Source organism: Rhizobium esperanzae (assembly GCF_002204185.1).
GTDB lineage: Bacteria > Pseudomonadota > Alphaproteobacteria > Rhizobiales > Rhizobiaceae > Rhizobium > Rhizobium esperanzae.
Genome location: NZ_MXPU01000013.1, coordinates 50,720 through 74,548, shown reverse-complemented (window position 1 = coordinate 74,548; position 23,829 = coordinate 50,720). Strand labels below are relative to the sequence as shown.

The following is a 23,829-nucleotide window of genomic DNA, read 5'->3' as shown; positions in this document are numbered from 1 at the left end:
AACAGGTTCCGCCACAGTTCAACGAAGCCGCTGCCGATCGTTCAACTCCAGCACGCTGCTCCGGCGGGCCTCTTACTGCGCGTAACGGCGCAGCACGAGCGATGCGTTCGTGCCGCCGAACCCGAACGAATTGGACAGAGCCACGTCGATTTCTCGCTCACGAGCCTTGTGCGGAACAAGATCGATCGCCGTCTCGCGTTCGGGATTGTCAAGATTGAGCGTCGGCGGCGCAACATTGTCACGGATGGCAAGTGTCGCGAAGATCGCCTCGATCGCGCCGGCAGCACCGAGAAGGTGTCCGGTTGCCGACTTGGTCGAGGACATCGAGATCTTCGACGCCGCGTTGCCGACCAAGCGCTCGACTGCCCCGAGCTCGATCGTGTCGGCCATGGTCGAAGTACCATGAGCGTTGATGTAGTCGATGTCGGCCGGTGTCAGCCCGGCGCGCTTCAGCGCCATCGCCATGCAGCGGCCGGCACCCTCGCCGTCTTCGGATGGCGCGGTAATGTGATAGGCGTCGCCCGACAGGCCGTAGCCGACGATCTCGGCGTAGATCTTGGCGCCGCGGGCCTTCGCATGCTCTAGCTCTTCGAGCACGACGATGCCGGCGCCCTCGCCCATGACGAAGCCGTCACGGTCGCGGTCATAAGGGCGCGAAGCCTTCTGCGGATCGTCGTTGTGCCGGGTCGACAGCGCTTTGCAGGCGGCAAAGCCTGCCAGCGAAATACGGCTGACGGGGGATTCCGTGCCGCCGGCGACCATGACGTCGGCGTCACCAAGCGCGATCAGCCGCGCGGCATCGCCGATCGCATGTGCGCCCGTCGAGCAGGCGGTGACGACCGAATGATTGGGTCCGCGCAGCTTGTGGCGGATCGAGACCTGCCCGGAGACGAGATTGATCAGGCGGCCGGGGATGAAGAAGGGGGAGATACGGCGCGGACCCTTGTCGCGCAAGGTGTAACCTGCCTCGACGATGCCTTCGATGCCGCCAATGCCCGAGCCGATCAGCACGCCGGTGGCGATTTGATCCTCATCGCTCTCGGGATGCCAGCCGGCGTCGGCAAGCGCCATGTCGGCAGCGGCCATGCCATAGATGATAAAGGGATCGACCTTGCGCTGCTCCTTCGGCTCCATCCATTGGTCGGCGCTGAAGGTGCCGTCAGTGCCGTCACCGAGCGGGATACGGCAGGCAATCTTGGCGGGAAGGTCGTCGACCTCGAATTCGGTGACGAGGCGGGCGCCGTTCTGGCCGGCGAGCAGCCGCGACCACGTCACCTCAGTTCCGCATCCCAAGGGTGATACCATGCCGGTACCAGTGATGACGACACGTCTCATCGCGTGCTTTCCCCCGTCTCTTATGTTCTATGGAGAAATAGGCCGAAAAGAAAAGGGCGGACTCCAGGCCCGCCCTTTCTCAAATATATAGGATCAGGCCTGGGCCTTCTCAATGAACTTCACTGCATCGCCGACCGTCAGGATCGAGTCAGCTGCGTCGTCGGGGATTTCAACGCCGAATTCTTCTTCGAAAGCCATGACAAGTTCGACCGTGTCGAGCGAGTCAGCGCCCAGATCGTCGATAAAGCTGGCGCTCTCGACGACCTTGTCGGCATCGACGCCAAGATGATCAATAACAATTTTCTTTACGCGTTCTGCGATATCGCTCATGTCGGTTTCCTCGACCTTATGTCCTGATCGGAATGCCGTTGCGGCACCCCTACCCTGTTTCAGCCTGCGATGTTTTCAGACATCCTCGGCAAACTCGTTTACCCGGCTTCAGAGATTTCCGAGGCTTGCGAAAAGCCCGCCGGTCCGTCTGCTTTCTCGGGACGACTGTTCACAGTCATGGCCCGCTTAACATGGTTTAAGTCTGCCGCAAAGCCAGAAAATCAACGCTTCGTGATTGCTCAACATGCTATTGGCGGAATTATCCCCATGCCGACGGTTTGTCCTTTCAGATCATCGCCATGCCGCCGTTTACGTGCAGCGTCTGGCCGGTCATGTAGGCAGCCTCGGAGGACGCAAGGTAGGCAACCGCCGAAGCGACTTCGCCGCCCGTCCCCATCCTCTTCATCGGGATAGCCCCCATGATCGCTTCCTTCTGCTTGTCATTCAGCTTGCCGGTCATGGCGCTTTCGATGAAGCCGGGGGCGACGCAGTTGACGGTCACATTGCGGGTGGCGATTTCCTGCGCCAAGGACTTGGTGAAGCCGATCATGCCAGCCTTGGAGGCGCAGTAATTGGCCTGGCCCGGATTGCCGGTGACGCCGACGACGGAGGTGATGTTGATGATACGGCCATAGCGGCGGCGCATCATCGGATGCGTCAACTCGCGCGTCAGGCGGAAGGTCGCCGTCAGATTGACCTCGAGGACCGCATCCCAGTCTTCGTCGCTCATGCGCACGAACAGGCCGTCCTTGGTGATGCCGGCATTGTTGACGAGGATATCGACACCCTCGAGATCGGCCTCGGCCTTCTGGCCGAGCGCCTTCACCTCGTCGCGGTCCGACAAGTTGGCCGGGAAGATCTTCACGCGCTCGCCGAGCTCGGCCGCCAGCGCTTCCAGCTTCTCGACGCGCGTGCCGTGCAGACCGACGATGGCGCCCTGCTTATGAAGAAGGCGGGCGATTTCCTCGCCGATACCGCCCGATGCGCCGGTGACGAGAGCCTTGCGGCCGGAGAGATCGAACATGGAAAGGTTCCTTATATCTGGAGATATCAATCAGGCCATCAGGGCGGCGACAGCCGCGTCAATGTCCGCCGGGCCGCCGATGGAGATGCCGTTGACTGTTTTGTCGATGCGACGGGCAAGGCCGGTCAGCACCTTGCCGGAACCGAGTTCGTAAAGCGTCGTGACGCCGTTTGCGGCAAACCATTCCACCGTCTCGCGCCAGCGGACCTGACCGGTCACCTGCTCGACCAGGAGGTTGGCGATCTCGTCGGCGCCGGTCACCGGGGCGGCGCGGACATTGGCGATCAGGGGCACGACGGGATCGGACTTCGCGACCGTCGCCAGCGCCGCGCGCATGGCCTCGGCCGCAGGCGCCATCAGCTTGGAATGAAAGGGAGCCGAGACCGGCAGCAGGATGGCGCGCTTGGCGCCCTTGTCGGTTGCGAGGCCGGCGGCCTTTTCGACAGCAGCCTTCTCGCCCGAGATGACGATTTGGCCGCCGCCATTGTCGTTGGCGATCTGGCAGGCGCCGGTGGCGGCAGCCTCTTCGCAGACGGCGACGACGTCGGCATGTTCGAGGCCGATGATCGCAGCCATGGCGCCGACGCCGACGGGAACGGCCGCCTGCATGGCATTGCCGCGAATACGCAGCAGCCGCGCCGTATCGGCGAGCGAAAAGGTGCCGGCGGCGCAGAGTGCCGAATATTCGCCAAGCGAGTGGCCGGCGACGTAAGCGACCTTCGACTGCAGATCCAGCCCCTTGGCCCGGAGAACACGGACGACGGCGATCGATACCGCCATCAGCGCCGGCTGGGCGTTCGCAGTCAGGGTCAGGGTGTCCTCGGGACCGTTGAATATAACGTCCGAAAGTTTTTCACCGAGCGCCTCGTCGACTTCTTCGAAAACGGCGCGGGCTTCCGCGAAATTCTCGGCCAGATCCTTGCCCATGCCGACGGCCTGGCTGCCCTGGCCGGGAAAAGTAAAAGCAATGGTCATGCTCATGTCCCTGATTGCGCCCCTCGAGGCTGTTTTGCCTCCAATTGACATTCTTTCCGGCAGAGTCAAGTGGCGGCGCCTTCTGCGCAAAGCCTTCTGCACCGCTGCAAAAGTCCGGTTTTTGCTCTTGCGCTCCGCCAAATCCGGCCTAGATTTGCCCGGTCCTTCCCCAAGGCTTCCATCTCCAGATTGCTCCCAGGGTTTTCTCCATGAAGTACAAGTCACTCGGCCGCACAGACATTTCCGTTTCAGAAATCTGCCTTGGCACCATGACCTGGGGCTCGCAGAACAGCGAAAGCGATGCGCATGCGCAGATGGATTACGCCGTCGAAAAGGGCGTCAATTTCTTCGATACCGCCGAGCTCTACCCGACGACGCCGGTTTCGCCCGAAACGCAGGGCTGGACCGAGGACTATATCGGCAGTTGGTTCGAAAAGACCGGCAAGCGGAGCGAGATCGTGCTCGCCACCAAGGTCGCCGGCCGCGGCCGCGATTATCTGCGTGGCGGTGAAGGAGCGGATGCGAGGAATATCCGCCTGGCGCTCGAGGCCAGCCTGAAGCGGCTGAAGACGGATTATGTCGATCTCTATCAGGTGCACTGGCCGAACCGTGGCCATTTTCACTTCCGGCAGAACTGGAGCTACAACCCCTTCAACCAGGATCGCGACAAGGCCGCCGCCAACATGCTCGACATCCTGGAAACGCTGGGGGCCCTGGTCAAGGAAGGCAAGATCCGGGCGATCGGCCTTTCCAACGAAACCACCTGGGGCATCCAGAAATATCTGACGCTCTCCGAACAGAGGGGCCTGCCGCGCGTCGCCAGCGTCCAGAACGAGTACAATCTGCTCTACCGCCATTTCGACCTCGATCTCGCCGAACTCTCTCATCACGAGGACGTCGGGCTGCTTGCCTATTCGCCGCTCGCCGGCGGCATCCTGACCGGCAAATATGTCGATGGTCTGAGGCCGAAGGGTTCGCGCGCTTCGATCAATCCCGATATCGGCGGCCGGTTGCAGCCGCTGCAGGAGCCGGCGACCAAGGCCTATCTGGCGCTCGCAGCCCGATACGGTCTCAATCCGGCAATCATGGCGCTCGCCTTCTGCCGATCGAGGCCCTTCATGACCTCGGTCCTCATCGGCGCGACCTCGATGGAACAGCTGAAGCTCGATATCGGCGCGGCCGACCTGACGCTTTCGGATGAGATCCTGGCGGAGATCGCCAAGGTGCACCGGCAGTATCCGCTGACGCTCTGATCTATCCCGCATCGCCCCGACGCTGCCGATTGGTCTGCGTCGGGCTCGAATGCCGGATTGGGGTTGCCTTTCCTCGAAAAATCCGTATAAGCCGCGCTGTTCGTTAACCCGGTCTTCTGGCTGGTGGCTGAACGGAGGGCCGGTTTCCTCTGCGGAAATCGTTCGGAACGGAAGCGTTCCAGCCTCCCGTGTCTCCGCTCTCGACCGTCTCGGAAACGCTTTTCTTGCCTGGGTCCGCCCAATCAGGAGCAGTCGTTGAGGCTTAGCCGCCGAATATCGGGTTGAACCAAACGCAAGAAAGGCAAAGCTGTCATGGCTCTTTATGAACATGTATTCCTTGCCCGACAGGATATTTCCGCTCAGCAGGTCGATGCCCTCGTAGAACAGTACAAGGGCGTGATCGAAGCTAACGGCGGCAAGGTCGGGCGCATCGAGAACTGGGGCCTCAAGTCCCTCACCTATCGCATCAAGAAGAACCGCAAGGCGCACTACGCGCTGATGGACATCGATGCACCGCCGGCTGCGATCCAGGAAATGGAACGCCAGATGCGCATCAGCGAAGACGTTCTTCGCTACATGACCATCGCCGTCGAAAAGCACGAAGAAGGCCCGTCTGCCATGCTGCAGAAGCGCGACCGCGACGACCGCGGCCCGCGTGAAGGCGGCGACCGTGGCCCGCGCCGCGAATTCGGTGACCGTCCGCCGCGCCGTGACGGCGATTTCCAGCGTGGCCCGCGTCCGGATCGCGCTCCCCGCGAAGACCGTGCATAAGGAGATATAAGAATGTCTGAAGCTTCCTCCGCACCGGTCCGCCGTCCGTTCCATCGCCGTCGCAAGACCTGCCCGTTCTCCGGCGCAAACGCACCGCGGATCGACTACAAGGACGTCCGTCTGCTGCAGCGCTACATTTCCGAGCGCGGCAAGATCGTTCCGTCCCGCATCACGGCCGTTTCCCAGAAGAAGCAGCGCGAACTCGCCCAGGCGATCAAGCGCGCCCGTTTCCTCGGCCTGCTGCCCTACGTCGTCGCTTAATCGGCCGACGCAATCAGATTTGAGGGAAGGCATTCGTGCCTTCCCTTCTCCCTTTCGCGATGGGCGCGGATCGGAATTCTTAAAACCCATGTTGAGACGTTTCTGAATTCGATTCAGCAACAGCCTCTAACTGCTTGATGAAGCAGGACAGCGACCTTGAAACGACCGGATCTTAAAACGCTGCTGATCGGCGCACTCGCCGGATTGACCGCCGCCCTGCTTGTGCTGGGCGCGAGCATGCAGCCGTCGTTTTTCAGCGCGCTCCTTTATACGGCCTCGGCGCTGCCAATCCTGATCGTCGGACTCGGCTGGGGCAATGCCGCCGCGATTTCGGCCGTCGTCACGGGAGCGGCGCTCGGTGCGGTCCTCATCTCCCCGTCTTTCGCGCTCATCATGACGCTGGTGACGCTGCTGCCGGCCGGCTGGCTCAGCCATCTTGCCAATCTCGCGCGTCCAGCTTCCGAACTCGGCGGCCCCGACCATCTGCTTGCCTGGTATCCGCTCTCCGATATCCTGCTGCATCTGTGCGGGCTGGTGACGCTTGCCGTCATCGTCATCGGCGTGATGATCGGCTATGGGCCTGAGATCACCGACCCGATCGTCGATCTGCTGATCACCTCGGTCAGGCAGCAGCAGCCGGAATTCATGCCCGATCCGGCGGCAACCGCGCAGACCAAATCGCTGATCCTGCTGATGCTGCCGGCCGTGCAGGGCGGCATGTGGGTCAGCATGCTGTTTGCCGCCTATTATTTCGCCGTGCGCATCGTCGCCGCATCCGGCCGGGGCCTTCGGCCGCGCGAGGATATTCCCTCATCGCTGCGGATGAACCGCAATTCGATCTTCATCTTCCTGGCCGGGCTTGCTGCCTGCTTCTTCGGCGGCGTTCCGGCGCTCGTCGGCGCGACCGCGATCGGCACCTTCGGCGCCGGTTTCATGCTCTCCGGCTTCGCCTCGCTGCATTTCCGCACACGTGGAAAGGACTGGCGCATACCGGCCCTCATCCTCTGCTACCTGGCTTCGATACTCATGCTGCTGCCAGCTCTCCTCATCCTCGTCCTGGGCCTCAGCGATACGCGCAAAGCGATCGCGCTCACCCCGGCGAAAGATGCCGATACCTCCAAACAACCCGACACCAAAATCTGAGACACAAGAAAGGAACAAGAAAATGGAAGTCATCCTTCTCGAACGCATCTCCAAGCTCGGCCAGATGGGCGAAACCGTAAAGGTTCGCGACGGCTTTGCCCGCAACTACCTGCTGCCGCTCGGCAAGGCGCTGCGCGCCAACGCCGCCAACAAGGCCCGTTTCGAATCCGAGCGCGCGACGCTCGAAGCCCGCAACCTCGAGCGCAAGTCGGAAGCCCAGAAGGTCGCCGACGTTCTCGACGGCAAGTCCTTCATCGTCGTGCGCTCCGCCGGCGAAACCGGGCAGCTCTACGGCTCGGTCGCTGCCCGTGACGTCGTCGAGGTTCTCGCCGCCGAAGGCTTCAACATCGGCCGCAACCAGGTTCACCTGAACACGCCGATCAAGGCGATCGGCCTGCACAAGGTCGAGCTGCAGCTGCATGCCGAAGTCGAAATCAACATCGAACTGAACGTTGCCCGTTCTGCCGAAGAAGCCGAGCGCCAGGCCAAGGGTGAAGAACTCACCTCGGTCGACGCGATCTATGGCGTCGACGAAGACGCGCTGCGGCCGGAAGATTTCTTCGATCCGGAAGCCGACGGCCTCGACGAAGACGAAGCATAATTCTCGACGGACAGTCCGCGAGAGGAAGAGCCCGGCCACCGCGCCGGGCTTTTTCTTTTCCGTGCGTTCCGGGTTCGCGCAGCGGGTCGCTTTTTTAGCGGGGATTACCCGGATGTTTTTGCTGCGTGCCCGATGTCATCGGGCTAACATATCCTTCTCCGGAACGGATGAGCTGAGTCGGCTCCGTACCGTGTCGTGCGGGTGACACTGCCAGTATTTCGCATTTGTGGCGCCCGGGACTGTGGAGAAGTCGAACAATGGGCACAGCGTTCAGGATTTAGGCGAGACGAGCCCCGCTCCTTTCGCAGCCCCTTGATTTTCTCCATCCGGAATTGCAAATCCGGAGTTGGAAAAAGACAGAACGGATGATGATGAACGACGCCGCTCGAAAGATTGCAGCCGTTGCTCCGTCGGAGCAGCATTACCGCGAAGCACCCAACAATATCGAAGCCGAGCAGGCGCTTCTCGGCGCCATCCTGATGAACAACGACGCCTATTACCGGGTGTCGGACTTCCTGAAGCCGATCCATCTCTACGAACCGCTGCACCGGAAGATCTTCGAGGTCGCCGGCGACATCATCCGCATGGGCAAGATCGCCAATCCGGTGACGATCAAGACCTTCCTGAAAGCCGACGAGAAAGTCGGCGACATGACGGTTTCGCAATATCTGGCAAGCCTTGTCAGCAATGCGGTCACGGTCATCAACGCCGAGGATTACGGCCGGGCGATCTACGATCTCGCGCTGCGCCGGGCGCTGATCACCATCGGCGAGGATGTCGTCAACATCGCCTATGACGCGCCGCTCGATATGCCGCCGCAGTCGCAAATCGAGGATACCGAACGCCGGCTGTTCGAGCTCGCCGAAAATGGCCGTTACGATGGCGGCTTCCAGTCTTTCAACGACGCCGTGGCGCTGGCGATCGACATGGCGGCCGTCGCCAAGGAACGCGACGGCGGCCTTTCCGGCATTTCCACCGGCATCCATTCGCTCGATGCCAAGATGGGCGGTCTGCAGCGTTCGGACTTGATCATCCTCGCCGGGCGTCCCGGCATGGGCAAGACCTCGCTTGCCACCAACATTGCCTATAACATCGCCGCCGCCTATGAGGGCGAAGTTCAGGCGGATGGCAGCATGAAGGCGAAGAACGGCGGCGTCGTCGGCTTCTATTCACTCGAAATGTCGTCGGAACAGCTCGCCACCCGTATCATCTCGGAGCAGACGGAAGTCTCGTCCTCGAAGATCCGCCGCGGCGACATCAACGATGCCGATTTCGAAAAGCTCGTCGCCTGCTCGATGATGATGCAGAAAGTGCCGCTCTATATCGACCAGACCGGCGGCATCTCGATCGCCCAGCTTTCAGCGCGCGCGCGCCGGCTCAAGCGCCAGCGCGGCCTCGATGTGCTTGTGGTCGACTACGTGCAGCTGATGACCGGCTCGGGCAAGTCAAGCGACAATCGCGTCCAGGAAATCACCCAGATCACCACCGGCCTGAAGGCACTCGGCAAGGAGCTCAATGTTCCGATCATCGCGCTGTCGCAGCTCTCGCGTCAGGTCGAAAGCCGCGACGACAAGCGCCCGCAGCTCTCCGACCTTCGCGAATCCGGTTCGATCGAGCAGGACGCCGACGTCGTGCTCTTCGTGTTCCGCGAGGAATATTACGTCAAGAACCAGGAGCCGCGCGATCCTCACGATCCCAAATATCCGGAATGGGAAGCACTGTTCGACAAAGTGAAGGGCACCGCCGACGTGATCATCGCCAAGCAGCGTCACGGACCGACGGGCACGGTGAAGCTTGCCTTCCAGGCGGAATTCACGCGCTTCGCCGATCTCGCAGATCCTTCCTTCATACAATACGAGGAACATTGACGCGGTTTCCCGCGTCGATTTTCCTCAGAGACCTGCAGCCCGCAACAGTGCAACCGTCGCGACGCCGACCACGACGCTTGCAAGCATCGGCAGGCGGCGCGCGGCGATTGCGGTTGCTGCGCATGCCAGCGTCTCCGCCCAGCCGGTCGCAAAGGCGGTTGGGGCGATGACGGCCATCAGCACGGCCGGCGGAATGGCTTCGATCGCCGTTCTCCGGCGCTCATCGATCTCGACATGCCGGATCAGGACGAGACCGCTGACGCGGGTGAAGACAGTTGCGGCAGCCATCGCGAGGATGGCGAAAAAGATATCGCTGTCCAGCGTCATGCAGCCTGCTCCCGCGCCCTGCCCTGCCAGAGGGCCATCGCCAGCCCTGCCAGCGCACCGGCGGCGATATACCAGACCCCCGGCACGAAATGGTGGATTGCAACGGAGGCGGTACCGCTTGCGGCAAGCACGGCGCCGGTTTCCGGCCCCTTCCAGAAGCCCATGACCAGCACGACGAAGACAGCCGGAAAGGCGAAGTCAAGGCCGATGACGGCAGGATTGCCGAGGAAAGCGCCGAGCAGTGCGCCTGTCAGCGAGGAACCGACCCAGGTGAGGTAGAAGGGCGTGACGATGCCGGCATACCAGGCGGGTGTCAGCCTTGTGCTGCCGGCTCGGAATTCCGCCATGGCCCAAAGCTCATCGGCCAGGAAGAGCATGGCGATATAACGTTTGACGCCGGGGAAGGACTGCATCTTCGTGCCGATCGACGCGCTCATGAGCACGTGGCGAATATTGACCAGCAGCGCCGCGAAGCCGACGCCGATCCAGCTTGCCGGATGCGTCCAGATGTCCATCGCCACGAATTGCGAACCACCCGCAAAGACCAGCGCGCTCATCAGTGTCGTTTCCAGCGGCGAAAGGCCCTTGGTGGCGGCGACCGCGCCGAAGACCAGGCCGATGGGCAAGACGGCGACGACGAGCGGAAAGATGGTGCGCATACCGGCGAGAAATTCGCCAAGACGAAATTCGCCGGATGGCCGGCTGTGCTGCAACATGGCAACCTCCTAATCAAGATCGCGGAGGAGTAGCCCAGCACGCCACGGCCGTATTGAACGAAAGTGATCAGCCCGTGCGGAATTGACCGGGGGTCACGCCCGTGCGCGCCTTGAAATGCCGGGTGAAATGCGCCTGATCGGCAAAACCACATTCGAGCGCGATATCGGCCGGCATGTGCCCCTGTCGCAGCAGCCGGCGGGCCACCTGCACGCGCCGGTCCGTCAGGAAGGCATGGGGCGTGATGTGATATTCCTTGCGGAAAGCCCGGATGAGGTGAGCGCGGCTCAATCCCGCCACCCCGGCCAGTTCCTCAAGGCCGACATCGATGTCGAAGTTCTCGATCAGGTATTCGCGGGCGCGGGCGACCGCGCTTCGTTCCCGCGTATCGACAGGAACGACGATGGCGCTGCCGTGACGCGCAAAGATCGCCGCCAGCACCGAGAACATGCCTTCATCGGACTCCAGCGCGCCTGCGCCGATTTCGAGCGTGCGATGAGCGGCGTGAAAGGCATTGGCGAGCTCAGGATCGCGCGGAAGCCCGCCGGCGAAAGACGGTGTCGCATGGAAGGCCTTGCCGGTGACATCCTCCAGAATGTCGACGAACAGCTTCATGTCAGGATAGATCATGCGGTAACGATAGCCCTCGCCGCCCGGAGCACCGTCATGAACGACGCCGGGATCTATCAGATAGAGATCGCCCGGGCCGGTTTCCTCCCGCCTGCCGCTGAGGGTGGCGATCTGGGTGCCGCTTTCTATCGCGCCGATGCTGAATGTATCGTGCGCGTGCGGTGCGTATTCATGCGTCAGGAAGGTGGCGCTCAGGCATTCCATGTCGCGGAAGCGGCTATCCCGCCAGAAGCGGGCCGATTCCACATTGGCCAGCGGCATGGCCTCCGCGGCCTCTTTTTGCGATACGTTGTGCATCCAATAGAATTAGCGCGGAAGCCGGCATCCGTCTTGAACAAAAGTGATCGGACGACAGGCAAAGGGTGATATGTGACCGCCTGCGCTTTTCCTTGGCCACAATGCTCTCTAGACTGGGCGGCACGGCTCCTTCATTTCTTCACGGCGATTCATGACAGATTTTCCCATCCTCTCCGAAGACGACGATCTCTTCACTTCCGCAGGCCTGCGGCTGACCGTCGACCTGAGCGCGCTCACGGAAAATTGGCGCGACATGGCGCGCCGCTCAGGTGCAGCGCGCGCCGCAGCCGTCGTCAAGGCGGACGCCTACGGCACAGGCATCGAGGATGCCGGCGAAGCGCTCTACCTCGCAGGCGCCCGGGATTTCTTCGTCGCTACCGTCGATGAGGGCGTCACCCTTCGCCTCTATGCGCCCGAGGCGCGCATCTTCGTGCTCTCGGGCATATGGCCGGGCACGGAACGGCGGTTCTTCGACAATGATCTGGTGCCGGTGATTTCCTCCGACGAGCAGCTCGCCTTCTGGATGGCGGTGCTTGCCGATTATGGCGATTATCCCTGCGCGCTGCATGTCGATACCGGCTTCAACCGGCTGGGATTGCACATCGACGACGCGGTGGCTCTCGCCAATGACGTCTCGCGGCCTGCAAGCTTCGCGCCGGTGCTGGTCATGAGCCACCTCGCCTGCGGCGACGATCCCAGCCATGCCATGAACCGGCAGCAACTCGAATCGTTCCGTAGGGTTACGGCCGCCTATGAAGGCATCGATTCAAGTCTTGCCGCCTCGGCCGGCATCTTTCTCGGCGAGGATTATCATTTCGACCTGACCCGGCCGGGCATCGCGCTCTATGGCGGCGAGGCGGTCAGCGGCATGGCGAACCCGATGCGGCCGGTCGCGACCGCGGAAGCGCGCGTCATCCAGGTTCGGACCGTCGGGGCCGGCGAGACCGTCAGCTATGGACGGGCGCTGCAGCTTGGCCGTGAAAGTCGGCTGGCGATCGTCTCAGCCGGCTACGCCGACGGTTATATGCGCAGCCAATCAAGCGGCGGCGTGCCTCTGCGCCAGGCTGTGCCGCAAGGCGGACAAGGTTTCATCGCCGGGCATAAGGTACCGGTTGCCGGCCGGATCACGATGGACCTGACGATCTTCGATATCACCGACCTGCCAGAGAACGCAGTGCGCGCCGGCGATTATGTCGAGCTGTTCGGAAAGAACATGCCTCTCGACGACGTAGCGCGGGCAGCGGGCACGATCGGATACGAGATCCTCACCAGCATGGGGCTGCGTCACGAACGGCGCTATGTGGCCGAGGAGTAGGCCTCGTTATCATCGACTGCTCAGGGCAAGACGCACACCGATCGCCACAAAAAGCGCGCCGAGGCTGCGATCGAGCCATCGTCCGATTTTCCCATTCCGCCTGAGCGCATCGGCAAGGCGTCCTCCGAGAAGCACGAGCGGCGGTTCGATGAAGGCGGCGACGGCGATGATGAGCCCGCCATGCAGCATCAGCTGGGCCCATGCCGGCCCTGCCCCCTCGACAACGAATTGCGGCAGGAATGCCAGGAAAAATATCGCCACTTTCGGATTGAGCAGCGACACCAGGATTCCTTGCCGGTAGATCCTTGCGGCTGGGATTTCCTCACCAGTGGCGTTGATCCGGCCACCGTCGCCGCTGGTGCGCAGAGCTTGAATGCCCAGCCAGACGAGATAAGCGGCACCGAGCCATTTGACCGTAGAGAATGCCAAGGCAGAAGCGGCAAGCACGGCGGAAAGGCCCAATGCCGCCATCAGAACATGCAGGCAGGCGCCTGACCAGACGCCGAACAATGCGGAAAAACCGGCGCGTTTCCCGCCTTTCATTGTATGGCCGAGGATGTAGGCGATGTCTGGACCTGGCGAGAGGTTGAGCAAAACCGCCGCCGACAGAAATGCAAGCCAGTGCGCGAGCGAATAGTCGAACATCTTCCACCGTTTCTGATGATCAGAGGCGAAAAGCATAGGCACGGCGACGGCTGATGGGGAAATCATTAGTTTTGATCCATCGCAATAGCCATTATCTCGAGCACGACAATGATTCGGTGAAGCCTTCACGGCTTCAGTGGAACGCGACTGAAAGAAACATTTGATGGCGAAGGCCAAGACACAGTTCATCTGCCAGAATTGCGGCGCGGTTCATAACCGATGGGCCGGCAAATGCGACAATTGCGGCGAGTGGAACACCATCGTCGAGGAAGACCCGATGGGCGGCATCGGCTCCGGCCCCGGCAAGACGCCGAAGAAGGGCCGGCCGGTGACGCTGACGGCGCTGTCGGGCGAGATCGAGGAGGCACCGCGCATCCATACGGCCATGTCGGAGCTCGACCGGGCGCTCGGCGGCGGTTTCGTGCGCGGCTCGGCGGTACTGATCGGCGGCGATCCCGGCATCGGCAAATCGACGCTGCTGATGCAGGCCGCGGCCGCCCTGGCGCGGCGCGGCCACAAGATCATCTATGTCTCCGGCGAGGAGGCGGTGGCGCAAGTCCGGCTGCGGGCGCAACGTCTTGCCGCAGCCGATACCGACGTGATGCTGGCGGCCGAAACCAATGTCGAGGATATTCTGGCGACGCTCGCCGAGGGCAAACGGCCCGATCTCGTCATCATCGATTCGATCCAGACGCTGTGGAGTGAGCTTGCCGAATCCGCGCCGGGAACGGTGACGCAGGTGCGCACCGGCGTGCAGGCGATGATCCGCTTCGCCAAGCAGACGGGAGCGGCGATGGTGCTCGTCGGGCATGTTACCAAGGACGGGCAGATCGCCGGCCCGCGCGTCGTCGAACACATGGTCGATGCCGTGCTCTATTTCGAGGGCGATCGCGGCCATCACTACCGCATCCTGCGCACGGTCAAGAACCGCTTCGGCCCGACCGACGAGATCGGCGTCTTCGAAATGTCCGACAGAGGCTTGCGCGAGGTCGCCAACCCATCCGAACTCTTTCTCGGCGAGCGCAATGAAAAATCGCCGGGCGCTGCCGTCTTCGCCGGCATGGAAGGCACGCGGCCCGTGCTCGTCGAAGTGCAGGCGCTGGTGGCGCCGACCTCGCTCGGCACGCCGCGGCGCGCCGTGGTCGGCTGGGATTCAGCCCGGCTGTCGATGATCCTGGCGGTGCTGGAGGCCCATTGCGGCGTCAGGCTCGGCCAGCACGACGTCTATCTCAACGTCGCCGGCGGCTACCGCATCTCCGAACCGGCGGCCGATCTCGCCGTCGCCTCGGCGCTGGTTTCGTCGCTCGCCGGTATTGCCCTTCCCGCCGATTGCGTCTATTTCGGCGAAGTCAGCCTGTCGGGCGCCATCCGGCCGGTTGCGCACACCGCCCAGCGCCTCAAGGAAGCCGAGAAGCTGGGCTTTTCCGCTGCGCTGCTTCCTTCCGCCTCCGCCGAGCTGCCAAAGGGCTCCGGCGGGCGATGGAGCGAGGTCGAAAGCCTGCCGGATTTGGTGGCGCGCATCGCCGGGTCGAAGGGAGCGCTGCGTGTGGAAGACGAGGTTTGATCCTTTCATTGCCGGGAATGGTGATGATATAGGAGGCACACGATAAGGCGCGACACGGCCGCCGAGCGGCAGTCCTGGAGTTGAATTTACATGCCCATTACGATTTTCGACGGTATTGTCATCGGCGTCGTGCTCTTCTCCGCCGTGCTGGCGATGGTCCGCGGCTTTTCGCGCGAGATCCTTTCGATCGCGAGCTGGGGCGGTTCGGCCGCCGCTGCCTACTATCTCTATCCCTACCTGCTGCCGTATGCGAAAAAATATACCGATGACGACCGCATCGCGATCGCCGGTTCGGCAGCCGTCGTCTTCCTGATCGCGCTCATCGTCATCTCCTTCATCACCATGAAGATCGCCGATTTTATCATCGACAGCCGCATCGGCGCCCTCGACCGCACCCTCGGCTTCCTGTTCGGCGCGGCCCGTGGCCTGCTGCTGATGGTTGTCGCCGTCGCCTTCTGGAACTGGCTTGTCGATGTCGAACACCGGCCGGCCTGGGTCAACGAGGCCAAGTCGAAGCCCTTTCTGGATTCGATGGTCGTGAAGCTGAAGGCGGTGCTGCCGGAACAATTCGCCCAGATGATACAGGCGAGCTTCCGTGATAAGATGCAGTCGCCGGCACAGGGCAGCGAAGGCGCCACGCCGCCGGCGGCCGATCAAGCGCCGGCGGAAGACGCGCCTGCAGGCAACGCGCAGCAGCCGGCGAATTGACGCAGTGTTCAAGAGCTTGACCCGCCGTCCGGCAATTGCCATTTGAGCGGGACGTGAAATAAAGGTCCGGCCGGGCATTCCAGCTCCGCCGGGCCTCAGCCGTTTCAGAGCCGGCGAGCGGGCTTTGACAGCGGATGTCGTTCAGCATGACGTTATCGGAAAGCTGCCAGGTTTCCGGTATATGATACTGGAAATGCCGATCCATTCTTGTGAGAGCAGAGGCCCGCAGAAATGAACCAGTCCCATTCCTTCCCAATCGACGATCCGCTCGACGGAGATACACTGCATGAGGAATGCGGCGTTTTCGGAATTCTGGGACATCCCGATGCCGCGGCTCTTACGGCTCTCGGGCTGCATGCCCTGCAGCATCGTGGGCAGGAAGCGGCCGGCATCGTCTCCTTCGACGGCAAACGCTTCTATCAGGAGCGCCATATGGGGCTCGTCGGCGACCACTATACCAATCCGATGACACTGGCCCGCCTGCCCGGCAGCATCTCAATCGGCCATACTCGCTATTCGACGACCGGCGAAGTGGCGATGCGCAACGTGCAGCCGCTGTTCGCCGAGCTGGAGGAAGGCGGCATCGCCATTGCCCATAACGGCAATTTCACCAATGGCCTGACGCTGCGCCGCCAGATCATCGCAACCGGCGCCATCTGTCAGTCGACCTCCGATACCGAAGTCGTCCTGCATCTCATCGCCCGCTCGCGCCACGCTTCCACGTCCGACCGGTTCATCGACGCCATCCGCCAGATGGAAGGCGGCTATTCGATGCTCGCCATGACCCGCACCAAGCTGATTGCCGCGCGCGATCCCACCGGCATCCGCCCGCTTGTCATGGGCGAACTCGACGGCAAGCCGATCTTCTGCTCCGAAACCTGTGCGCTCGACATCATTGGCGCCAAATTCATCCGCGACGTGGAAAACGGCGAGGTCATCATCTGCGAAATCCAGCCCGACGGCTCGATCAGCATCGATGCCCGCAAGCCCAGCAAGCCACAGCCGGAGCGTCTCTGCCTGTTCGAATATGTCTACTTCGCCCGTCCGGATTCGGTCGTCGGCGGCCGCAACGTCTACACGACGCGTAAGAACATGGGCATGAACCTCGCCAAGGAATCGCCTGTCGATGCCGATGTCGTCGTGCCGGTGCCGGATGGCGGCACGCCTGCGGCGCTAGGCTATGCGCAGGAGAGCGGCATCCCCTTCGAATACGGAATCATCCGCAACCATTATGTCGGACGCACCTTCATCGAGCCGACGCAGCAGATCCGCGCCTTCGGCGTCAAGCTGAAGCATTCCGCCAACCGGGCGATGATCGAAGGCAAGCGCGTGGTGCTGGTCGACGATTCCATCGTGCGCGGCACGACGTCGCTGAAGATCGTACAGATGATCCGCGAGGCTGGTGCGCGCGAAGTCCATATCCGCGTCGCAAGCCCGATGATCTTCTTCCCGGATTTCTACGGGATCGATACGCCCGACGCCGACAAGCTGCTCGCCAACCAATATGCCGACGTCGAAGCCATGGCCAAATATATCGGCGCGGATTCGCTTGCCTTCCTGTCGATCAACGGACTTTACCGCGCCGTCGGCGGCGAGGACCGCAATCCGGCCCGCCCGCAGTTCACCGACCACTACTTCACCGGCGACTATCCAACCCGCCTGCTCGACAAGAACGGCGAGTCGATGGGCAACAAGCTTTCGATGCTTGCCAGCAACGGCTGAGCCGCTGCCGCTTTGACTTTCGTTCCCGAGGGGCCTATTGCGCCCCTCACCTTCGCAAGCAATTCCGGAACCGGACAGATGAACATCAATCTTGAGGGCAGGATCGCACTCGTCACCGGTGCGTCGCGCGGCATCGGCTACTTCACGGCCCTGGAACTTGCCAAAGCCGGCGCCCATGTGATCGCCTGCGCACGCACGGTCGGCGGGCTCGAGGATCTCGACGATGCGATCAGGGCCGTCGGCGGCAGCGCGACCCTCGTGCCCTTCGACCTTGCCGATATGAACGCGATAGACGCGCTCGGTGGCTCGATCTTCGAGCGCTGGGGCAAGCTCGATATCCTCGTCGCCAATGCCGGTGTGCTCGGCGTCATCTCACCAATCGGCCACATCGAGGCGAAGGTATTCGAAAAGGTGATGACCATCAACGTCACCGCGACATGGCGGCTGATCCGCTCGGTCGACCCGCTGCTCGCCCGCTCGGACGCCGGCCGCGCCGTCATCCTGTCGTCAGGGGCCGCGCATAAGTGCCGCCCCTTCTGGAGCGCCTATTCCGCCTCAAAAGCTGCCGTCGAGGCGCTCGCCCGCACATGGGCCGGCGAAACCCAATCGACGCCGCTGCGCATCACCAGCGTCGATCCCGGCGCAACGCGCACGGCCATGCGGGCGCAGGCCGTGCCGGGCGAAGACCCGCTGACGCTACCCCACCCTTCCGAGGTCGCCAAGGCGATCCTGCCGCTGCTCGGCCCCGGCGTGACCGAAACGGGTAAATTGTTCATCGTCCGCGAGAACAAGCTCGCCGATTACCGGCTGCCGGAATAGGCCGGCGCCTCAATTGGCAGCAACGGCTGGAAACAAATGGGTAAAACCCGTTTCCGATGGGCAGAGCGCATTGAGATCCACCGCCCCCTGAATGCCGTCCATTGTGCCGTTATCGGCAAATTGCCAGATTGACCAACGGCTGCAGGCATCCTGCGTCGGCTCGTTGAATACGCTGCGCAGCCAAAGGTAATGCTCTGGGAAGCGGGCCTTGTTGCCTTTCAGATATTGGTCGAAGAATTCCTGTGTGACGTAGAAGATCGGCTTTTCCGGAAAGGTGCCTTTCAACTCCGTGACGAAGGCATTCACTTCCGTCGCCATTTCCTCGACCGTCGGGACCTTGTTGCAATTGCCGACAAACTCCAGATCAACGGCGATCGGCAGTGTTCCGGGCGTCTTCGGTACCGTCGCCAGGACATTCTGCGCCTGATCCCTGCCCGGGCGGCAGAATGTGAAGAAATGATAGGCGCCCCTGACCAGCCCGGCATCTCCGGCACGCTGCCAGTTCTCGGCAAACTTTGAATCCCTGTGATCGCCGCCTTCGGTCGCCTTCACGATTGCAAAACGCACGTTCGGCTGGGCGGCTACCGTCTTCCAATCGATGTCGCCCTGGTGATGGCTGACATCGATGCCTTGTATAGGATAGCGCGACAAGGGCGGATTGTTGAAGCGAAGCATGCTGAAATCATATGCGAAATATGAGGCGGATGCGACCAACAGAATTGCAGCCGCTCCGATCGCCCACCGAACAACGCTCCCCACTCATTCCTCCCGTATTTTCAACATCTTCCGAACCGGCTATACGCGATTTGCGCCACGAAAATGGCAGACGAGCCTCAGGGGACGCAGCGCACCGGATAGGTCGCTCCAGTTGTCGCCGCTCCTACCTCGCCCCCTCTTGACCAAACGTCATTCCCGCGCCATAAAACGCGGCATGAAAACGGTTATCTGCATTGTCTGCGGAAAGATTATTCGCTAGCGCACGCGCTGGCCTGGCCGTTTTCGTCTCCCAAATAGTCAAGATGCGAAACGCCCCGGCCTGCCGGTCGCGATATTTTTCTGATCGTGCATTTGGGAGAGTGAAATGGGCCGCACGCCGGAACTGAAGCTGCACAACACGCTGACGCGGGAAAAGTCGGTCTTTGCGCCGATCGACCCCGACAATGTCCGCATGTATGTCTGCGGCCCGACCGTCTATGATTTCGCCCATATCGGCAATGCCCGGCCGGTCATCGTCTTCGACGTGCTGTTCCGGCTGCTGCGCCATGTCTACGGCGAAGATCACGTGACCTACGCCCGCAACATCACCGACGTCGACGACAAGATCAATGCGCGGGCGCTGAGAGATCATCCCGGCCTGCCGCTGAATGAAGCGATCCGCGCGGTCACCGAAAAGACCGAGACGCAGTTTCACGCCGATGTCGCCGAGCTCGGCTGCCTCGAGCCGAATGTCGAGCCGCGCGCCACCGACAATATCGCAGAGATGATCCAGATCATCGACAAGCTGATTGCCAACGGGCATGCCTATGTGGCGGCAGGCGAAGTGCTGTTCGACACCAAATCCATGGCCGATTACGGCCAGCTTTCGAAGCGGCCGCTCGACGAGCAGCAGGCCGGCGCCCGCGTCGCCGTCGATGCCCACAAGAAGAACCCAGGCGATTTCGTGCTGTGGAAACTGTCGAGCCATAACGAGCCCGGCTGGGAGAGCCCCTGGGGCCGCGGCCGGCCCGGCTGGCACATCGAGTGCTCGGCGATGAGCCGCCGCTATCTCGGCGATATCTTCGACATTCACGGCGGCGGACTGGATCTGATCTTCCCGCATCATGAAAACGAAATCGCCCAGTCGCGCTGCGCCCACGGGACCGAGGTGATGGCGAATGTCTGGATGCATAACGGCTTCGTGCAGGTCGAGGGCCGCAAGATGTCGAAGTCCGAGGGCAATTTTGTCACCATCCACGAGCTGCTGCACACGGAAACCTTCGGCGGCCGCAAATGGTCGGGCGCGGTGCTGCGCCTTGCGATGCTGATGACGCATTACCGCGAGCCGATCGATTTCTCGATCAAGCGGCTGGAAGAGGCCGAACGGCTGCTTGCCAAGTGGCCGGCGACGGAACCAGGCGACGCCAAGCCGGACGAGGCCGTCCTGAACGCGCTGGCCGACGATCTCAACACGGTCGCGGCCGTGCAAGCCCTGCATGCGCTGGCGCAGGCTGCCCATACCGATGCCGCCGCGGGCGCCACCTTCGCCGCAACGGCTTCCCTCCTCGGGGTGCTGCCGAAGAAGGCCGAAATCGATGAAGCCGTCGCCGCGGCGGTCGATGCGCTGGTCGCCATGCGTTTGGAAATGCTGAAGGCGAAGAATTTCGCCGAGGCCGACAAGATCCGCGACGAGCTGACGGCGAAAGGGATCCAGCTGAAGGACGGCAAGGATGCGGCGACGGGCGAGCGGGTGACGACGTGGGAGGTGAAGCGGTAGGATGGGTTGGGCGGCTAGAGATACCCCCCTCTGCCCTGCCGGGCATCTCCCCCACAAGGGGGGAGATCGGCAAGACGCGCCCACTTGCCACGATATCGACCGCGCATCACGTGGCTTCGGCCAACTGAAGCGTTTGATTAGGGTGAGCGGCCGCTCCTATCCGATCTCCCCCCTTGTGGGGGAGATGCCCGGCAGGGCAGAGGGGGGTGCCGCCGCAGCCCCGTCACGTCATCGCGAGAGGCAAGCCATGCCGCATGCACCAGTTCCGCCCCAACGGCGGGCGAACGCCCGGCGCATGCGCAAAGCTCTGACCGAGGCTGAGCTGAAACTCTGGAACGAGCTTCGCGCCCATCGTCTGATGGGCCTCAGCTTCCGTCGACAGATGCCGATCGCCGGTTATATCGTTGATTTCGCATGCCCTAGCCATCGCCTTATCGTAGAGATAGACGGCTCGCAGCACGCCCTCGCCCCGAACGTCTCCTACGATCATATCAGGACCCAACGTCTTCAGGCGGACGGCTGGACCGTTCTGCGCTTCTGGAACGAAGATATCCTGCGGGATATCAACAACGTGTGCAGCCATATCATCCGCATCATCGGAAAGGACCTGCCATGACCGAGACCTATATCGGCGGGTGCCAGTGCGGCGCGATCCGTTTCCGCGTCAGCGGCGAGCTCAGGGATTCATCGATCTGTCATTGCCGCATGTGCCAGAAGGCGTTTGGGGCCTACTATGCGCCGCTGGTCTCGGTGCGCGACGCCGATTTCGAGTGGACGCGCGGAGAGCGAAAAAAGTTCCGCTCCTCCAATTTTGTCGAGCGCGGTTTCTGCGGTGACTGCGGCACGCCGTTGACCTACGAGGCGCCCGACGGAATGGCGGTTGCCGCCGGCGCGTTCGACGATCCGTCGCTGCTGCCACCGACCATCCAGTGGGGCGTGGAAGGCAAGATCGCCTTCGTCGATCATTTACATGAACTGCCTGCAGAAAGAACCGAGGCGGATTTAACGGCAGGCTCCTTTTTGCATGAACTCGTTTCTTATCAACATCCTGACCATGATACGCCCGTCTGGCCACCGGAGGATCGCGCTTGAGCGTAGTGACAGAACAGACCGGCGGATGCCAGTGCGGGATGGTTCGTTATCGCGTGCGCGGCGAACTCGGCTATCCCCATATCTGCCACTGCCGCATGTGCCAGAAGGCGGCCGGCAATTATTTCCTGCCGCTCGCAGCGGCCAAGCGCGAACATTTCGAGCTGACGCGCGGTGAACCGAAGTGGTTCCGCTCCTCCGACCTCGTGCGGCGTGGCTTTTGCGGTGATTGCGGCACGCCGATATTTTACGATATTCCGGAAGCGGACTTCATCAACATCGCGCTCGGCTCGCTTGATGATCCCAGTTCGGTCAAGCCCGTGATGCAATCGAACACCGGGCGCAAGATGTCCTGGTTCCACGAACTCGATGGCCTGCCGGTGGAAGCAGAGCCTGAAACGCCCGACCGCGAGGCCGCGATCGCGGCAAGCAACCATCAGCACCCGGATCACGACACTTCCCAATGGCCACTCGGAGAAACACATGACGGATAAGATCAGAACAGGCGGATGCCAATGCGGCGCCGTGCGCTTCCGCATATCAGGCCAATTGGGGCGGCCGTCGATCTGCCATTGCCGCATGTGCCAGAAGCAGTTCGGCGGCTTCTTCTCCGCGCTGGTCACAGCACCGGAGGAAGGGATGGAATGGACGCGCGGCGAGCCGAGCTATTTTCAATCCTCGGTCAATATCGATCGCGGCTTCTGCAGCCATTGCGGCACGCCGATGACCTACCGGCATCCAGGTGGGCTGGAGCTTGCGATCGGCACCTTCGACGACCGCAGCGATCTCGCGCCGCAGATCCAGGTCAATTACGACGCCCGCCTGCCCTGGGTCGAGGAAATCTTCGACGCCCCTGTTCATAAGGACCCGGATTTCTACGCCCGACAGGAGGCGATCATCTCCTTTCAGCATCCCGACCACGACACCCAAGCCTGGCCTGCGAAAGGCGTGAAAATATGACCGAGATACTGCGCACGCTCTATCCCGAGATCGAAGCCTATGCCTCCGGCCATCTCGATGTCGGCGACGGCCATGTGATCTATTGGGAGCGCTCGGGAACGCCTGGCGCCAAACCCGCCGTCTTCCTGCATGGCGGCCCGGGCGGCGGCTTCTCGCCGGCGCACCGCCGGCTCTTCGATCCCCATCTCTACGACGTCATGCTGTTCGACCAGCGCGGCTGCGGCAGGTCGACGCCGCATGCGGAACTGAATGCCAACACGACCTGGCACCTCGTCGCCGATATCGAGCGGCTGCGCGAAATGGCCGGAGTCGACAGATGGCAGGTGTTCGGCGGCTCCTGGGGCTCGACGCTGGCGCTCGCCTATGCCGAAACGCATCCGGAGCGCGTCTCGGAGCTCATCCTGCGCGGCATCTACACACTGACCAAGGCCGAGCTCGATTGGTACTACCAGTTCGGCGTCTCGGAAATGTTCCCGGATAAATGGGAACGCTTCATCGCTCCCATCCCGCCGGAAGAGCGGCACGAGATGATGCATGCCTATCAACGCCGCCTGACGCACGAGGACAGAACCGTGCGCCTTCAAGCCGCGCAGGCCTGGAGCATCTGGGAAGGCGAAACGATCACGCTGCTGCCCGAACCGTCGACCAGCGGCAAATTCGAGGAGCCGGAATTCGCCTATGCCTTTGCCCGCATCGAGAACCATTTCTTCGTCAATTCCGGCTGGATGGACGAGGGACAATTGATCCGCGATGCCGGCCGGCTCAAGGACATTCCAGGCGTGATCGTGCATGGGCGCTACGACATGCCCTGCCCGGCAAAATATGCCTGGCAGTTGCACAAGGCCTGGCCGAAGGCGGAATTCCACCTGATCGAGGGTGCCGGCCATGCCTATTCGGAGCCGGGCATTCTCGACCAGTTGATCCGGGCGACGGATAGGTTCGCCGGGAAACCGGACTGATCATTTGGGGCAGCACCTCACCCTAGTCCTCTCCCCGCTCGCGGGG

At 62.2% G+C, this 23,829-nt stretch carries 26 protein-coding genes; 17 read left to right on the top strand and 9 right to left on the bottom strand.

The window, feature by feature from the left end:
* Positions 1–72 precede the first annotated feature (72 nt).
* The 4 genes from fabF to fabD all read right to left on the bottom strand — a co-directional run bounded on the left by fabF (position 73) and on the right by fabD (position 3,664).
* The gene (fabF, locus tag B5E41_RS19695; RefSeq protein ID WP_088395741.1) at positions 73–1,335 is read right to left on the bottom strand and encodes a beta-ketoacyl-ACP synthase II; all 1,263 of its coding nucleotides are present in this window, start codon (positions 1,333–1,335) and stop codon (positions 73–75) included.
* Positions 1,336–1,428: 93 nt separating this feature from the next.
* Positions 1,429–1,665: an acyl carrier protein gene (locus tag B5E41_RS19690; protein WP_003547058.1), complete on the bottom strand. Its 237-nt coding sequence runs from the start codon at positions 1,663–1,665 to the stop codon at positions 1,429–1,431.
* Positions 1,666–1,951: 286 nt separating this feature from the next.
* Positions 1,952–2,689, bottom strand: a complete 738-nt coding sequence (gene fabG / locus B5E41_RS19685; RefSeq protein ID WP_088395740.1) for a 3-oxoacyl-[acyl-carrier-protein] reductase — start codon at positions 2,687–2,689, stop codon at positions 1,952–1,954.
* Positions 2,690–2,719: 30 nt separating this feature from the next.
* Positions 2,720–3,664, bottom strand: a complete 945-nt coding sequence (fabD, locus tag B5E41_RS19680; RefSeq protein WP_088395830.1) for an ACP S-malonyltransferase — start codon at positions 3,662–3,664, stop codon at positions 2,720–2,722.
* Positions 3,665–3,873: 209 nt separating this feature from the next.
* Between fabD and B5E41_RS19670 the strand changes: the two genes are divergently transcribed.
* The 6 genes from B5E41_RS19670 (at position 3,874) to B5E41_RS19645 (ending at position 9,561) form a co-directional block, all read left to right on the top strand.
* The gene (locus B5E41_RS19670; protein ID WP_088395829.1) at positions 3,874–4,917 is read left to right on the top strand and encodes an aldo/keto reductase; all 1,044 of its coding nucleotides are present in this window, start codon (positions 3,874–3,876) and stop codon (positions 4,915–4,917) included.
* Positions 4,918–5,229: 312 nt separating this feature from the next.
* Complete coding sequence (rpsF, locus tag B5E41_RS19665) at positions 5,230–5,688, top strand: 30S ribosomal protein S6 (RefSeq protein ID WP_011424774.1); 459 nt, start codon at positions 5,230–5,232, stop codon at positions 5,686–5,688.
* Between the two features lie 12 nt (positions 5,689–5,700).
* The gene (gene rpsR / locus B5E41_RS19660; protein WP_004680498.1) at positions 5,701–5,949 is read left to right on the top strand and encodes a 30S ribosomal protein S18; all 249 of its coding nucleotides are present in this window, start codon (positions 5,701–5,703) and stop codon (positions 5,947–5,949) included.
* Between the two features lie 156 nt (positions 5,950–6,105).
* The gene (locus B5E41_RS19655) at positions 6,106–7,092 is read left to right on the top strand and encodes a DUF2232 domain-containing protein (protein WP_088395739.1); all 987 of its coding nucleotides are present in this window, start codon (positions 6,106–6,108) and stop codon (positions 7,090–7,092) included.
* A 22-nt stretch (positions 7,093–7,114) separates the two neighbouring features.
* Complete coding sequence (rplI, locus tag B5E41_RS19650) at positions 7,115–7,693, top strand: 50S ribosomal protein L9 (RefSeq protein WP_085777634.1); 579 nt, start codon at positions 7,115–7,117, stop codon at positions 7,691–7,693.
* A 371-nt stretch (positions 7,694–8,064) separates the two neighbouring features.
* Positions 8,065–9,561: a replicative DNA helicase gene (locus B5E41_RS19645; protein WP_088395828.1), complete on the top strand. Its 1,497-nt coding sequence runs from the start codon at positions 8,065–8,067 to the stop codon at positions 9,559–9,561.
* Positions 9,562–9,585: 24 nt separating this feature from the next.
* Here B5E41_RS19645 and B5E41_RS19640 read toward each other — a convergent pair whose 3' ends face one another.
* The 3 genes from B5E41_RS19640 to B5E41_RS19630 all read right to left on the bottom strand — a co-directional run bounded on the left by B5E41_RS19640 (position 9,586) and on the right by B5E41_RS19630 (position 11,493).
* Positions 9,586–9,888 carry an AzlD family protein gene (locus tag B5E41_RS19640; RefSeq protein ID WP_064801599.1) on the bottom strand — a complete coding sequence of 101 codons (303 nt, stop codon included), beginning with the start codon at positions 9,886–9,888 and terminating at the stop codon, positions 9,586–9,588.
* Entirely contained in the window at positions 9,885–10,604 is a 720-nt protein-coding gene (locus B5E41_RS19635; protein WP_088395738.1) for an AzlC family ABC transporter permease, read from the bottom strand. The genes B5E41_RS19640 and B5E41_RS19635 overlap by 4 nt, the downstream gene beginning before the upstream one ends.
* A gap of 67 nt (positions 10,605–10,671) precedes the next feature.
* Positions 10,672–11,493, bottom strand: coding sequence for an AraC family transcriptional regulator (locus tag B5E41_RS19630; protein ID WP_088395827.1), 822 nt, complete (start codon positions 11,491–11,493; stop codon positions 10,672–10,674).
* A 187-nt stretch (positions 11,494–11,680) separates the two neighbouring features.
* Between B5E41_RS19630 and alr the strand changes: the two genes are divergently transcribed.
* Entirely contained in the window at positions 11,681–12,844 is a 1,164-nt protein-coding gene (gene alr, locus B5E41_RS19625) for an alanine racemase (protein ID WP_088395737.1), read from the top strand.
* 9 nt (positions 12,845–12,853) lie between these two features.
* On the opposite strand, the gene B5E41_RS19620 is transcribed toward alr, so the two are convergent.
* Positions 12,854–13,489, bottom strand: a complete 636-nt coding sequence (locus B5E41_RS19620) for a LysE family translocator (RefSeq protein WP_088395826.1) — start codon at positions 13,487–13,489, stop codon at positions 12,854–12,856.
* A 163-nt stretch (positions 13,490–13,652) separates the two neighbouring features.
* Here B5E41_RS19620 and radA point away from each other — a divergent pair, with 163 nt between their 5' ends.
* The 4 genes from radA to B5E41_RS19600 all read left to right on the top strand — a co-directional run bounded on the left by radA (position 13,653) and on the right by B5E41_RS19600 (position 18,302).
* Complete coding sequence (gene radA, locus B5E41_RS19615) at positions 13,653–15,053, top strand: DNA repair protein RadA (RefSeq protein WP_088395736.1); 1,401 nt, start codon at positions 13,653–13,655, stop codon at positions 15,051–15,053.
* A gap of 90 nt (positions 15,054–15,143) precedes the next feature.
* Positions 15,144–15,761 (top strand): CvpA family protein, encoded by a 618-nt coding sequence (locus B5E41_RS19610; RefSeq protein WP_088395735.1) that lies wholly within the window; start codon positions 15,144–15,146, stop codon positions 15,759–15,761.
* A 231-nt stretch (positions 15,762–15,992) separates the two neighbouring features.
* Positions 15,993–17,483, top strand: a complete 1,491-nt coding sequence (gene purF / locus B5E41_RS19605; protein WP_088395734.1) for an amidophosphoribosyltransferase — start codon at positions 15,993–15,995, stop codon at positions 17,481–17,483.
* A 78-nt stretch (positions 17,484–17,561) separates the two neighbouring features.
* Complete coding sequence (locus tag B5E41_RS19600) at positions 17,562–18,302, top strand: SDR family NAD(P)-dependent oxidoreductase (RefSeq protein ID WP_088395733.1); 741 nt, start codon at positions 17,562–17,564, stop codon at positions 18,300–18,302.
* 9 nt (positions 18,303–18,311) lie between these two features.
* On the opposite strand, the gene B5E41_RS19595 is transcribed toward B5E41_RS19600, so the two are convergent.
* Positions 18,312–19,061 carry a glycoside hydrolase family 25 protein gene (locus B5E41_RS19595; RefSeq protein ID WP_088395732.1) on the bottom strand — a complete coding sequence of 250 codons (750 nt, stop codon included), beginning with the start codon at positions 19,059–19,061 and terminating at the stop codon, positions 18,312–18,314.
* Between the two features lie 322 nt (positions 19,062–19,383).
* Here B5E41_RS19595 and cysS point away from each other — a divergent pair, with 322 nt between their 5' ends.
* The 6 genes from cysS (at position 19,384) to pip (ending at position 23,783) form a co-directional block, all read left to right on the top strand.
* Positions 19,384–20,775, top strand: coding sequence for a cysteine--tRNA ligase (cysS, locus tag B5E41_RS19590; protein ID WP_088395731.1), 1,392 nt, complete (start codon positions 19,384–19,386; stop codon positions 20,773–20,775).
* Positions 20,776–21,022: 247 nt separating this feature from the next.
* Positions 21,023–21,391: an endonuclease domain-containing protein gene (locus B5E41_RS19580; RefSeq protein ID WP_088395730.1), complete on the top strand. Its 369-nt coding sequence runs from the start codon at positions 21,023–21,025 to the stop codon at positions 21,389–21,391.
* Positions 21,388–21,867, top strand: a complete 480-nt coding sequence (locus tag B5E41_RS19575) for a GFA family protein (RefSeq protein WP_088395729.1) — start codon at positions 21,388–21,390, stop codon at positions 21,865–21,867. The genes B5E41_RS19580 and B5E41_RS19575 overlap by 4 nt, the downstream gene beginning before the upstream one ends.
* On the top strand, positions 21,864–22,358 hold the full coding sequence (locus B5E41_RS19570; RefSeq protein WP_088395728.1) for a GFA family protein: 495 nt from the start codon (positions 21,864–21,866) through the stop codon (positions 22,356–22,358). Before B5E41_RS19575 ends, B5E41_RS19570 begins: the two co-directional genes overlap by 4 nt.
* A complete protein-coding gene (locus B5E41_RS19565) occupies positions 22,348–22,824 on the top strand; it encodes a GFA family protein (RefSeq protein ID WP_088395727.1) in 477 nt (158 codons plus the stop codon). The genes B5E41_RS19570 and B5E41_RS19565 overlap by 11 nt, the downstream gene beginning before the upstream one ends.
* On the top strand, positions 22,821–23,783 hold the full coding sequence (pip, locus tag B5E41_RS19560) for a prolyl aminopeptidase (RefSeq protein ID WP_088395726.1): 963 nt from the start codon (positions 22,821–22,823) through the stop codon (positions 23,781–23,783). The genes B5E41_RS19565 and pip overlap by 4 nt, the downstream gene beginning before the upstream one ends.
* The last annotated feature ends 46 nt before the right edge of the window (positions 23,784–23,829 follow it).